The organism is Staphylococcus piscifermentans, assembly GCF_900186985.1.
In the GTDB taxonomy this organism is placed as follows: domain Bacteria; phylum Bacillota; class Bacilli; order Staphylococcales; family Staphylococcaceae; genus Staphylococcus; species Staphylococcus piscifermentans.
On the sequence record NZ_LT906447.1, the window covers coordinates 2,547,884 to 2,561,259 of the forward strand.

Here is a 13,376-nt window from a genome sequence, read left to right on the forward strand (position 1 = left end):
CATCTCCCTTGTTTAATTTTTTCCTACTTTATGTGTTTGCTTTTTCTGAAAAAAGTTGGGCAATTTGCCAGCTTTATTCAAGGTGTAAACTAAAAGTACTAACCATGCGACTACTACTGTAATTCTTACCACTGCTGCGATTCCTGCATTAGCGCCGAAAGCATTCATCAACGTGTTACTATTAGTAAATATAATTAAACCGCCGACAAAAATACCAAGTACTTCTACCGGAATCACCTTTACCATCCATGCAGCAAATGGTGCGGCTGCCACGCCTCCGATACTCAATGCAGCTACTAATCCCCAATTAATTTGATCTAATCTTAGGAAAATTAAGAAACTGATAGAAGCAGCGATGGTAACAAAGAATTCGCTGACTGAAACACTGCCGATGACGTGACGTACGTTCGCATTACGTCTTGAAACTAATACCGATGTATTTACCGGTCCCCAACCGCCACCGCCGACAGCTGTTAAGAATCCTGCCAAAGAACTAAGCGGAATTAACAGCTTATTACTTGGTGGAGGACCGTCGCTGTAGCTTTTTTTACCTTTAAATGCAAATTGGTACAGAATATATAATCCAATCGAAATCAGGAACAAAGCAACGGCCGGTTTGACTAATCCAGCATGCAGATGACTGACTAAGGCTGCACCGATGAAAGCGAACATGGATCCCGGCACCGCCAATCTTAGAATGAGTTTCTTATCTGCATTTGCAAATGACATATGTGAAATACCTGATGCTGCGGTAGTTGCAATTTCAGAAAAATGAATTGTCGCTGAAACAATGGCAGGAGTGAGTCCGAGTGTTAATAAGATAGATGATGAAGTAACACCGAACCCCATGCCGAGAGACCCGTCAATCAGTTGTGCAAAGAAACCGACAAAAGCGATTATTATTAATTTTTTCATTGTCTCTGCTCCTTTCTTCGAGTAGATATTTTCATAATTTTCAATTTATTTTAACTGACTTTTAAGCCAATAATTTTACTATTCCTATTGGTTTACAAGGATTTATAGTTGAAGAAATTTCACTTTCTTTGTTGTTCAACCTACATCAACTTATTACGATTGCACTGCTGCTTCTGTTTCTTGCTGATGCTGTGCATATTCTTGGAACCAGTTGATTTTACTGTTCATACGTACAACTTCCCCCACGATAATCATCGAAGGATTTTTAAAATCTTTGGCGTCTTCTACGATGGTTTCCAAAGTTCCAATCGCAGTTTGTTGCACATCAGATGTACCTTGATAAACCAATGCTGCGGGTGTATCTGCAGCTCTGCCATTTTCAATCAGTAAACGGCTGATTTCAGGCAAACGGCTGACCCCCATGTAAATACACAAAGTTTCAGGACCGCGTGCTAAATGTTTCCAATAGTCTTGTTTAAAGGTTTGTGATTTATTGACGCCTGTTACAAACGCTACAGAAGAACTGTAATCGCGATGCGTCACAGGTATCCCAGCATAAGCAGGTGCTGCAATACCGGAAGTAATGCCTGGTACAATTTCAAATGGCAAATGATGGTCTGCCAATACTTCTGCTTCTTCTGCCCCTCTGCCGAACAAGAAAGGATCTCCGCCTTTAAGACGAGTGACGGTATGTCCTTTACTTGCTAAGCTGACCAATAAATGATTGATTTCTGATTGAGGGATGGAAGGTCCATTCGGATCCTTGCCGCAATAAATAAATCTCGTGTTAGGTTTGGCGTATTCTAATAATGTTTTATTAACAAGGCGATCATATAGAATCACATCTGCACTCTCAATGGCTTTCATGCCCTTGACGGTGATTAAATCCGGATCGCCCGGGCCTGCTCCAACTATATATACTTTTCCCATCTGATCACCCCGTTTGTTTTTTTAAAAATTAACCGCGGAAATCGCGTCCATCTGTTACTTTATCTACAATACCTTTGCGTACTACGAAGTCACCGAAATGTTCGCCTTGTTCGCGTTCTTTACTATATTGTTCCAAAATAGGACGCAGACTTTCTAGGATTTCTTTTTCTGCAATATTTTCTTTATATAATTTGTTCAAACGGTCGCCTTTAAAACTGCCGCCTAGGTAGAAATTATATTTGCCTGGTGCTTTACCGATAAATGAAATTTCAGCTAAAGCCGGACGCGCACATCCATTTGGACAGCCCGTCATACGAATTGTAATTTCTTCTTCGCTTAACCCGAATTCATCTAATAAATCTTCAATTTTACTAACTAATGAAGGTAGATAGCGTTCTGATTCAGCCATGGCAAGTCCGCAAGTCGGGAAGGCCACACACGCCATAGAGTTACGGCGTAAACCGCTGTAATTCTTGCCATCTGTTAAACCATACTCATCAATAATCTGTTGAATTTCTGGTTTATCCTTTTCATCTACGTTAGCAATAATCAAATTCTGGTTCGGTGTCATTCTGAAGTCACCTTTATGAACTTCCGCTAAGGCTTTAATTGCGGATTTCAACTTGTAATCTTCAGTGTCTTTGATACGGCCATTTTGAATGAAAAGTGTGTAATGATGTTTGCCTGAACCTTCTGTCCAACCTAAACGATCTCCGTTATCTTCAAATTCAAACGGTTTCGCTTCTTCTAACTCCCATCCTAAACGGTCATTCAATTCTTGCTTGATCCAATCTAGACCTTTACGGTCAACTGTGTATTTAAATCGAGCTTGTGCACGATCTGAACGGTCGCCGTAGTCACGTTGGATAGTTAAGATTTTTTCACAAACTTCTTCTGCTTTATCTTTAGGGATAAAACCAATCACTTTGCCGACTTGAGGATAAGTTCTCAAATCATCATGTTTCATTCCCATACCGCCGCCGACAGAGACGTTATAGCCAATCAATTCGTCGTTCTCTACGATACCGATTAAACCGATATCTTGTGAATACACATCGATATCGTTTGAAGGTGGTACTGCAATGCCGATTTTAAATTTACGTGGTAAGTAAGTTTTGCCGTACATCGGTTCATGGTCTTCTTTTTTAGTATCTACAATCTTCTCGCCATCTAGCCAGATTTCATGGTAAGCCGTTGTTTTCGGCAATAAATGTTCACTGATACTGTCTGCTGCGCGATTGACTTCTGCGTAAATATCAGACTGATAAGGATTCGGATTACACATCACGTTACGTGTAACGTCGCCGCAAGCTGCAATCGAATCTAATACAGCATCATGAATGCTCTGCATAGATTTCTTCAAATTACGTTTTAAGATGCCGTGATATTGTAATGTTTGTCGTGTTGTTAAACGAATTTGTTCTCCCGCATAATTATCTGCTAGTGCATCGAGTTTCAACCATTGGTCTGTTGAAACTTTGCCTCCAGGAATTCGTACACGAATCATGAAAGCGTAAAGCGGTTCTAATTTTTGCTTACGACGTTCTTGGCGCAAGTCTCGATCATCTTGCATGTAGCTGCCGTGGAACTTCAACAGTTTAGTATCCGCATCTGCAATGGCACCTGTGACAGGGTTATTCAACCCTTCCACGATAGTGCCGCGCAGATAATTACTTTCTCCTTTTATACGTTCTAAATCATCTAAGCCTTTGTATAACTCATTATCATTTTTCGCCATCTTGGACTGTCCCCCCTTGAATATTAATAAACGTCACGTTGATAGCGTTTGTCTTTTTTCAATTCTGCTAAATAATTTTCTGATTCTTCTTCAGTCAAGCCGCCTTCTTTTTCTAAAACATGGACAATTGCTTGGTGTACATCTTTGGCCATGTTTTTTTCATCGCCGCAAACAAAGACAGCTGCGCCATTTCTTAACCAGTCATAGAATTCTTCGCTATTTTCATCAATCAAGTGTTGAACATAACGTTTCTCTTCTTGGTCTCTTGAGAAGGCCAAATCTACTTTTTCCAAGACGCCACTATCCAGCCATTCTTGAATTTCAGTTTGGTATAAGAAATCCGTTGTAAAATGCGGATTTCCGAAGAATAACCATGTTTTGCCTGTTAAATCCAACTCTTCACGCTCTTGTAAAACAGCACGGAAAGGCGCAATACCTGTTCCTGGTCCAATCATAATGACAGACGTTGTTTCATCAAATGGGAATTTGAAATTAGGGTTTTTCTTCAAGTACACTTTCAATTTATCGCCCGGTTCTACTCTTTCTGCTAATTGCACACTGCAGACGCCTGAACGTTCACGGTCGTGTGCTTCATAGCGGACCGCGCAAACTGTAATGTGGACTTCATCTGGATTTGCTTGGTTACTGCTAGAAATAGAATAGCTGCGTGCCGGAATTTTTCTCAAGAATTGATGTAACTGATCAGGTTGTAATGCTTCAGTCGGGAAGTCATCCAATAAGTCCAGCAAATCACGGCCGTAAATATATTCTTTCACCCATTCATTATCTGAAAGACGATCCATCAATTCTTCGTTGTCGAAAATTTGAGCTGCGCCTTCCAACAATGGTTTCGTTAGTTTGGTAATTTCGAAATAAGAAGTCAATGCATCTGATAAAGTCATTGTTCCACCTTGGGTATCGACTTCAATTTCTTGTTCAGAATCCCAATCTTGCATTTCGATTAATTCACTAACAAGTTCTGGGTCATTTTCAGGTAAGATATTAATCGAATCTCCTGGCGCATATTCTTCGCCATAGCCTTCTAATGAAAGTTCAAGATGGCGCACTTCTTTGTCAGAACCGCGTCCTGTAAGATTAATATTTTCTAATACTTCAGCTTCATACGGGTTCGTACGTGAGTAAACAGGGGCAGCTATATCATTTTGAATCGGTTCACTTTGCGCATCTTGAACGACTTGCTTTACCTCTTGGTCACCTAATTCGTTGATGATATTGTCAATCCATTCATTCGCTAATTCTTCAAAGTCAATATCACAGTCTACACGCGGCAAGATACGATCTGCCCCTAATTCTTCTAAGCGTGCATCGAAATCTTTACCTGTTTGGCAGAAGAATTCATAAGATTGGTCACCGAGTGCTAATACGGAGAAGCGTGCACCTTCTAAGTTAGGCGCTTTGCGTCCATATAAGAAATCATAAAATGAAATTGCATTGTCCGGTGGATCCCCTTCGCCATGTGTGGAAGTCACAATCAATAAATCTTCTACTTTTTTCAGTTCTTTCGTTTTATATTGATCCATTTCAGATAATGTGACATCGAAATCATTTTCTTTCAATTTGCTTTCTAATAGTTCAGCCACCCATTGTGCATTACCAGACTCAGAGCCGAATAATACTGTGATTTTTCTAGGCTCGATGACTTGCGGTTGTGCTGCTTGTGCACCTTGTGTTTCAGGTACTTGTACAGCTCCAGCTGCTGGCGTTGGAACTGCACCGGCTTCACTGCCTTGCATATTAGCTGTCAAATAACCGCTCAACCAAAGTTTCTGGTCGTTGGATAAGGTTGATAAAGCTTGGTTAATAAGTTGTGCCTGTTCATCGTTGAACGGACTGTTTGTTGATGATAAGTTCAAGTCTCTTCCCCCTATATATTCAATTTATTCTTAGTTTTTTAGTAGGAATTATGCTTAAAAAAATATATTTTACGGAACCTAAACGCTTATCACTATTACGCCGGTCTAATTCCAATAGGATTACTAAGAATTAACAACAAAATTTTTTGCCGCGACTTAACTTTAAGACTTACGGCCTACATGCAGTCCGCATTCGGTCTTCATATTGTTCGACCATCTGCCTTCTCTGGAATCTCCACCTGCTGCTACAGGCGATGTACATGGTGCGCAGCCGATACTCGGATAATTCTGATCGTGAAGCGCATTGTATGGTAAATCATTAGATTTAATGTAATCCCATACATTATCCCAAGTCCAATGGATTAACGGACAGACTTTCACAGATTGAAAACGTTCATCTTTATTTAAAAAGTCTGTGTTTGCTCGTGTAGGAGACTGTTCTCTTCTAAGTCCTGAAACCCAGGCTGTTTGTCCTGTCAAGACTTCTTCTAACGGTTTCACTTTACGAATATAACAACACTGATTAGGGTCTCTGCGCCATAGATTGTCGCCGTAATGTTCTGCTTGTTCGTCTACAGTTAAGTCTGGTTTCTTTAATTCAATGTTCAGTTCTGGATACTTTGCTTTAACGCGTTCGATTAAATCATAAGTTTCTTCAAAATGGAGTCCTGTATCGAGAAATACAATGCGTGCATCTGGCTTCACTTGTGAAATCAAATCAATTAAAACAATGCCCTCAGCTCCGAAACTGCATGCATACACAATTTCATCTCCATAGGTATCATAAGCCCATTTCAAGACTTGATACGCACCCTTCGTTTCATCAAAGATATTTAATGAATCAAATGGGTGTGAGGCGAAGTTTGTATAAGTGATTTTAGAATCCAAATAAATACTCTCCCCTCATATTATATAAATTTTGCGAGTTACAATTCAAACAGTAACGATGTATGAATTGTCTGAAAATAATTATGTTAAAAATCATACCGCGTTCTTTTATTCATGTCAATGAATTATCGGAACATTTACAAAATTAATATCTCATCTCTTTTTATACTTATTTACCCCTCTTTAGAGACCGGTCAGACTCCGGGAAGTATATAATTTTATTTTTAAGACTACTCTCCCAGTTCTTTTTTCAAAAAATGAATAGAGCGGGTGAAGGGTTGTGTTATGATGAGGAACGAAAGAGGTGGGATCATGGGAAGTATTGAAGCGAATCATATTTCATTGAGTATAGGGGCCCGCTGTTTATTTGAAGTCTCACATTTAAGTGTGCAACCACGTGCACGTATCGGGATTGTGGGCAGAAACGGCAGCGGAAAATCGACTTTACTCAAAGTTTTAAGCGGAGCGATTGAGCCTGACAGCGGACATGTTAATCGCAAGGGTATAATTGCACACATTCCGCAATTTACTCAATGGAACAGTCACTTGAGCGGTGGCGAAATGATGCGGAAGTATGTTTCTGAAGCTTTAAAGAAAAATGCGGATATTTTATTTGCGGATGAACCGACAACGCATTTGGACGTAGAAGCAATTGAAGCTTTAGAGTCAGAAATCAAGCAGTTTACAGGTGCGTGTGTGATTATTTCGCATGATAGAACGTTCTTAAAGCGGACTTGCCAAACAATATGGGAAATCAATAATCAGACAGTTGCTGTATTTAATGGCGGTTATGATGCTTATGCTGCACAAAAAGCGGATTTGGAAAAGCAAGCGTGGGATGATTATCATCAATATGAGCAGAAGAAAAAGCAACTGGAACAAGCAATTCAGTCTAAACAACAACGTGCGCAAGGAGCCACAAAGGTGCCTAAGGGAATTGGAGCGAATGAAGCAGCTAACTTCAAGCATCACTATCAAGGGAAACAGAAAAAATTAGATCAAAATGCAAAAACAATGCAGAAGCGGTTGGACCAACTGGAGGTAAAACAACGTCCGGAAAGTGTTGAATCTATTCAATTAAGTTTACCTTTTGCAGACAAGTTGAGAAATAAATCGGTGATTCACGCAGATTATTTTTCAAAATCTATTGGTAATAAAGCATTGTGGAAAGATGCTTATTTTTACATGAACGGCGGCGATAAAATCGGCTTAGTCGGAGCAAATGGTTCAGGTAAATCAACGTTCCTAAAAGCAGTTGTAGAAAATGAAGAAGGTCTAAAACTGTCTCCAAGTTTACGCATTGGGTATTTAAGTCAGAAGTTAAGCGAATTAGATGAAGACAAAGATATTTTGAATTTCATCAAAGCGCATAGCGAACACGACGAAACTTTGATTCGAACTGTATTAGCACGTATGCATTTTCGTAGAGATTCAGTTTATAAGAAGATTGCAGTGTTAAGCGGTGGTGAAAAAGTCAAAGTTGCTTTATGCCAGTTGATTTTAAGTCCTTTTAACTTATTGATATTAGATGAGCCCACGAATTCATTAGATATTGAATCTATTGAAGCTTTAGAACAGCTCTTAAAAGATTATGAAGGCACAAGTATTATTGTATCTCATGATCGAGAATTTTTAGCGAACGTTACTAATAAGATATTATATTTATCCGATCAACAATTAAAGTTGTTTAATGAAGACTATCATCATTTCGTTAAAACACTAGAACAGCCTGAAGTTACAGAAGACAAAACAGCATTACGTAACCAACTCATGTTAATAGAAAATCGTATTTCAGACATCTTAAGTCGTTTGAGTCTCAATCCCTCAGATGAACTTGATGCCCAGTTTCAAGAATATTTGAAAGAAAAAAGAACGATACTTGAAAAATTAAATGAATAAATCAAAGAGGAACCGATAGTTAAACTCAGTTCCTCTTTCAATATCTTAAATTAGGTTATCGGCTTTACAAAGTCTCGGTTAGCAGTCATATATGTCCCCTTATCTGTCTTCAAACGCGGCGTGCCATTAGAAGAGAAAACGATTTTATCGATATTTACAACATCGCCTTTCGCAAACTTCGAACCTGCTTCCTCTTTAAAGTTACGGTCATTATAGGCCTTGCAAACTTTCAGCACTTGTACGCTTGCAGGAACTTCTATTAAATATTGATCTGCCACCGTATCATCCAAAACAGCGACGAACTTTTTATTTGCAGTCACAACTGAACCGTCTTCCAAAATAAGACGTGGCGTCCCTTTTTCTGTATATTGATTTCCCTTCACCGCAAACAATTCACCAACCTCAATTTCGCGTGCAGCCTCTTTTTGAAATTCCACATCTCCATACACTTTAAATTGCTTAATCGCATAAACTTTACCTGGATTTTGATCATAATACTTAGTAGTATCAACAAATTGAGGTTGATCGGCTGCTTTTTGATAACGCTTATCTTCAAATTCAGCTTTAAATTGTTGCCGCTTCAATGCAGGATGCTGGCTAGCACTTGGCAAATTCATATTAACTGTGCATGGACGATAGTGATTATAGGTGATTTGAATATTAAAGTTGAAATTCACTTCCTCCAACTCTTTCGTCGGAATACGCAATCTTCCGCCCCTGACCTGATATCCAACATCTCTGGTCACCGCTTCGTCCCCCAGCTTCACCAACTGCACACGACTAATTTGGGCAGACATGCGTTTATAAAGATAAACCACCTCATAGAATTGGCCATCCGCTTCTTCCGTACCGCCGTACACGGCAAAGAAATCTTCAGAGAGAGGGGCAACTTCTTGTAATTCCTCTGGCACTGCAAAGTGGACTAAACCGTTTGACACATAACGTGGTGCACGTTCACCTTTAACCAGAATTTTAATAAGTTTCACAACTTTTTCTTTATCAGAATGATTAAGTAATTGGTAGACTTTTTCATATTTATCTTCAGTAAGATAATCTCTAATATTGAGATGATGGTGTTTTAACACCGTTTCCATTTCCGCAAAAGCGTCATAAAAGGCTTGTTTATCCTCACTTTTTAAGAAACGTTTATTGATAAAGAGGCGGGATAAATAGTCCATCTCTATAATACGGCTGATAGCATTGTGGCGTGCCGTCTCAGGGATGTCTAATTCAAATAATTTTTTCAAGATTTGTAAGTTGCAAGTCGTCTTTTCAAAGATATCTGTTTCGCTGATTAATGAGCGATTCGCACCATAACGATTGACGTGATAGGCAGTCGCTTCATTCATTCCTGCAGTTTCCGATTTGGCAATCACTTCAGTGAAGAATAATTTATCTTCACCATACTTCATGTATTCAAAACGGATATCGTTTTCTTTAATAACGGAGGATTTTATAATTTTGCCGGGCGGGCCTACTGCTCTGAATATTTTATCTATTTCATAAGGAATAAGGTTAGATGCTGTTTCGTATGAAGAGAAGCGAGCAATTTTACGCACAGAATGATTTTTGTGTCGTAAACTTTGTCCAAATAAAATATCATTTTGTGTGCCTAATGCTTGTTGCAGCAGTTTAGGGAAACCTTCTGCATCCAACCAATCGTCTGCATCTAAAAAAATAATATAGTTACTATCAGAAGCGTCTATTCCTACGTTGCGAGGCATTGCAGGGCTTCCTGTATTTTCTTCTAATTGTGTTGCACTCACATAGTTATATTCATTTTCATATGTTTTTATCTTTTCTAAAGATTGATCAGTAGAAGCATCATCTACAAAAATTACTTCTATCTGAGATTTATCGAGATCTAAGTTATCAATTGATTGCATTGTTTTATCTAAAAATAGTTCTTTATTGTAAACTGGAACGATGATTGCTAAATCTTTAGTCACAACAGTCCCTCCTCGTCTGCATGGTCTTCTGAAATATTTTATTTATTTTTTACCCGCTACATAAAAATTCATGTTTACAAAGGGAGGAGGGCTAAAAATAGTATTAAAGGTATTGTTGAATTTTAAATCAATAGGATTTATTTAACTATTATATCTCCATCTCACGTCCAATAGTTCTTCCGAAATCAATTTCTAATTCAGTGTATTTACCGCCGTTTTGATAAAATTTTTCAATTCTATCTTCCATATTATTCTCTTTTTTCTTAATAAGAATCTCGTCATTACTTTTTTGAATTTCCACTTTATCTCTTATTTTCAAACCTGAAAGCTTCATAGTTTGATTGCTTAAACTTAAAACTTTAAAATCCTCTACTCCCAAAGTACGTTTATACGTCAAATTAATATTGTGTAAAGATCGAGGCATTCAAAAACACTCCTTTTGTATAATAAAATAATTGTATTCCAAGTACTTACATAGGTAAATACAAATGGGATGCATATATTAAATTAGATTATTTAATGTTACTAATTGGACACTTTTAAAAACAAAAGACTTGTGACTCGTGTGAATTAAAAAAGCAACCTTCCAATATACATAAACGTACATTAGAAAGACTGCTTATCTTTATATTTTTAACGATAGTTTACAAATGCTTTGTATTGCTCAACATTATGAATGCCTTGTTGTACTGAGCTAATCGCATTAACTAATTCATAGCCTGGTTGCGCTTGGTTCAATACAACTTGTGCTTGCTCTACTGTCTTTTCAATTGTGCTTCGTCTTGATTCATTGAATGACTACTTTCAGTTAACAAACTGTTTGCTTTAATAATTAAATTTTGTAGCTCTGTCTTTTTACCTTGAACATCTGAACTACCCTTTTCAGTTTGTAAGTAGATTTGGAATACTTCGTTATAGACAACTGATAATTTATTAATCGCTGTTACAACTTGTGAATCATTTGAGGCATTTTGTTGTTTTTTAGCAAAGAAAATCGCTTGATTTAATTTGTTTTGATAAAGCGTTGCGCCAGATTCTTTCGCCATTGCTTTATAATATGAACTTGCATTAAGTAAGTTCTTTAAGTTTTCTTTGGCTGTTACATTATAGTCACGGAATTCATACGCCCCATAAGAAGCAGCTTCAGCTTGATTTGAAAATACGCTCGCTCCCGCTGATCCAAGTAAAGCTACTGCTAATCCTGAGAGTAAAAATTGTTTAAAATTCATCGTTGTTATCTCCTTTAATTTACATACTCAAATTGTAAGTCAGAAATAACTTTTATTGAATTAACTAATTATTAAATTTTAATTATTTTATTCAAAGAATAGATGAGATAAACTTATAATCATCGGGTATAGAAGAACGACAATGAAAGGAGAATTGTAATGCCACCAAAACATATAGTGTCTGCTTCATGTGTTGTATTAAACGACGAAGACAAAATTTTATTAATTAAAAGCCCCTTGCGCGGTTGGGAAATTCCTGGCGGTCAAATTGAAAACGGGGAAACCATTCGAGAAGGTGTCATCCGCGAAGTCAAAGAAGAATCAGGCGTTGACGTTGAGTTGACTGAGTTCTGCGGTGTTTTTCAAAATACAGAGCATTCTATTATCAACAACTTGTTTAAAGGTAAATATATCAGTGGTCAACTTACAATAAGTGACGAAAGTTTAGAAGTCGGTTTCTTCACTTATGCAGAAGTAATGGAAAAAGTAACCTGGGGAAATTTTACTGAACGTATACGTTTGTGCTTTTCTGAGGAAAAGAAACCTTTTTTAATTTCATTTTAAATGCCCAATAAATAACTTTTCCTAGTATCAAATATTGTTTTCTATATTTTTCTGCTTCGCAAATCATTCTCTAATATTACTAATTATATACTCTCAAGTTTATACACTAAAACACAGTAACCCCAAGAAGATTACTGTGTTTTAAATTTCTTATACTTTTGTTAGTTCTGGATTTATTTTCGATTGATATCCTGTAACCTCACTATTTCGAATAGGATAATTTCTAAATAAATATGACATAACGATACCTACAATAAAGCAGATTATTGCAGCAATCGCAGCATATTTCAACACTTCTAATGCAGGATTAAATCCAAACATTACCAATATACCTGGTGTTGGTGCTGCAGTGCCTGGTGCGTCGTTAATTAAACCTGAATAAGCAATTACCATTCCAGCAAGTCCGCCGCCTATAAAGTTTGTAACATATATCGGCACAGGATTTGATGATACTAAATCCGCTTTTGATAAAGGTTCAATTGCAATAGAAATCACAGATTTCAAATTACCGATTTTCAGGCGATGCAAGAGAGTTGTATTCATAAAGCTGGAAGCAAATGCTGTTAGAGCGGCAACTGCCATCGGAGCACCTGTTAATCCTAACATCGCTGTAAGTGCCATAGAACTCAGCGGTGAAGTACCTACTACTGTGATAATACCGCCAAGTATTAAGCCCATAAGCAATGGACTTGCTGCCATCGCTGCATCAATGATACCCCCGATTTTCAGCAACGACCCATCAACTAACGGGGTAAAACCTACTCCTAATAGACGCGCTAATGGGATACAGAAAATCACAACTATGATAAAGTCTAATCCATTTGTAATTTTCTTTTCTATCAATCGAATAACAAATGTCATGAGATAAGCTCCGAATAATGCTGGAATTAACCCGATTCCTGCAAATGATACAGCAAGCAAAGCTGAATTTTGTGTGTTTATTTTTCTAGATAAAGCGACTAGAAAACCTACAATAACACCACTTAATGTCCCTGCTAATTTCCCTGTTTTTTTCAAAAATTCAATATGTAAGATATCTCCCAAAACATATCCCTGAAGCGCTTCAACTAAAAATGTCGCAATTGCTGCAGTAGCCAAAGCCCCCATTACTGCACGGCCATCTGGTGCATAATATGTAAATAACGTGAAAAAGACTAAGATGAGTAATAATAAGCCAGTACCAATTATAATATCTATTTTACACAGCTCCTTAAAAAGTATAGTGACTCAACTTTATCTTTTTTTAAGGAAAATTGCAATGAATTTTTTGTTTAATTTGAATTTTCTAAATTGTAATTACGATTTTAGGCTGATATTGTTTCAAAAAAAGATTCTCAAAAATCCATGACATGAATAATCTACCCATAACTTAGACGTCTATAATACGTAG

Annotated in this window: 11 protein-coding genes; 2 read left to right on the forward strand and 9 right to left on the reverse strand. The window is 37.5% G+C overall.

What is annotated here, in order from left to right; all coding sequences use genetic code 11:
* Nucleotides 1–12: 12 nt before the first annotated feature.
* The 5 genes from CKV71_RS12015 to CKV71_RS12035 form a co-directional block, all read right to left on the reverse strand.
* Entirely contained in the window at nucleotides 13–915 is a 903-nt protein-coding gene (locus CKV71_RS12015) for a sulfite exporter TauE/SafE family protein (protein WP_095107067.1), read from the reverse strand.
* Nucleotides 916–1,068: 153 nt separating this feature from the next.
* Nucleotides 1,069–1,845 (reverse strand): uroporphyrinogen-III C-methyltransferase, encoded by a 777-nt coding sequence (cobA, locus tag CKV71_RS12020; RefSeq protein ID WP_095107069.1) that lies wholly within the window; start codon nucleotides 1,843–1,845, stop codon nucleotides 1,069–1,071.
* A 28-nt stretch (nucleotides 1,846–1,873) separates the two neighbouring features.
* On the reverse strand, nucleotides 1,874–3,583 hold the full coding sequence (cysI, locus tag CKV71_RS12025) for an assimilatory sulfite reductase (NADPH) hemoprotein subunit (RefSeq protein WP_095107072.1): 1,710 nt from the start codon (nucleotides 3,581–3,583) through the stop codon (nucleotides 1,874–1,876).
* A 23-nt stretch (nucleotides 3,584–3,606) separates the two neighbouring features.
* On the reverse strand, nucleotides 3,607–5,457 hold the full coding sequence (locus CKV71_RS12030) for an assimilatory sulfite reductase (NADPH) flavoprotein subunit (RefSeq protein WP_095107076.1): 1,851 nt from the start codon (nucleotides 5,455–5,457) through the stop codon (nucleotides 3,607–3,609).
* Between the two features lie 162 nt (nucleotides 5,458–5,619).
* Entirely contained in the window at nucleotides 5,620–6,345 is a 726-nt protein-coding gene (locus tag CKV71_RS12035; protein WP_095107079.1) for a phosphoadenylyl-sulfate reductase, read from the reverse strand.
* Between the two features lie 312 nt (nucleotides 6,346–6,657).
* On the opposite strand from CKV71_RS12035, the gene abc-f reads away from it, so the two are divergent.
* A complete protein-coding gene (gene abc-f / locus CKV71_RS12040; RefSeq protein ID WP_167376377.1) occupies nucleotides 6,658–8,244 on the forward strand; it encodes a ribosomal protection-like ABC-F family protein in 1,587 nt (528 codons plus the stop codon).
* A gap of 50 nt (nucleotides 8,245–8,294) precedes the next feature.
* On the opposite strand, the gene CKV71_RS12045 is transcribed toward abc-f, so the two are convergent.
* The 3 genes from CKV71_RS12045 to CKV71_RS12055 all read right to left on the reverse strand — a co-directional run bounded on the left by CKV71_RS12045 (nucleotide 8,295) and on the right by CKV71_RS12055 (nucleotide 11,422).
* A complete protein-coding gene (locus CKV71_RS12045) occupies nucleotides 8,295–10,193 on the reverse strand; it encodes a DUF5776 domain-containing protein (RefSeq protein ID WP_095107082.1) in 1,899 nt (632 codons plus the stop codon).
* Nucleotides 10,194–10,341: 148 nt separating this feature from the next.
* Nucleotides 10,342–10,617, reverse strand: a complete 276-nt coding sequence (locus CKV71_RS12050) for an AbrB family transcriptional regulator (RefSeq protein WP_095107084.1) — start codon at nucleotides 10,615–10,617, stop codon at nucleotides 10,342–10,344.
* Between the two features lie 331 nt (nucleotides 10,618–10,948).
* Nucleotides 10,949–11,422 (reverse strand): complement inhibitor SCIN family protein, encoded by a 474-nt coding sequence (locus CKV71_RS12055; protein ID WP_095107086.1) that lies wholly within the window; start codon nucleotides 11,420–11,422, stop codon nucleotides 10,949–10,951.
* Between the two features lie 159 nt (nucleotides 11,423–11,581).
* Here CKV71_RS12055 and CKV71_RS12060 point away from each other — a divergent pair, with 159 nt between their 5' ends.
* Complete coding sequence (locus CKV71_RS12060; RefSeq protein ID WP_095107088.1) at nucleotides 11,582–11,986, forward strand: NUDIX hydrolase; 405 nt, start codon at nucleotides 11,582–11,584, stop codon at nucleotides 11,984–11,986.
* 150 nt (nucleotides 11,987–12,136) lie between these two features.
* On the opposite strand, the gene CKV71_RS12065 is transcribed toward CKV71_RS12060, so the two are convergent.
* Complete coding sequence (locus CKV71_RS12065) at nucleotides 12,137–13,183, reverse strand: PTS sugar transporter subunit IIC (RefSeq protein ID WP_095107091.1); 1,047 nt, start codon at nucleotides 13,181–13,183, stop codon at nucleotides 12,137–12,139.
* Nucleotides 13,184–13,376 lie beyond the last annotated feature (193 nt).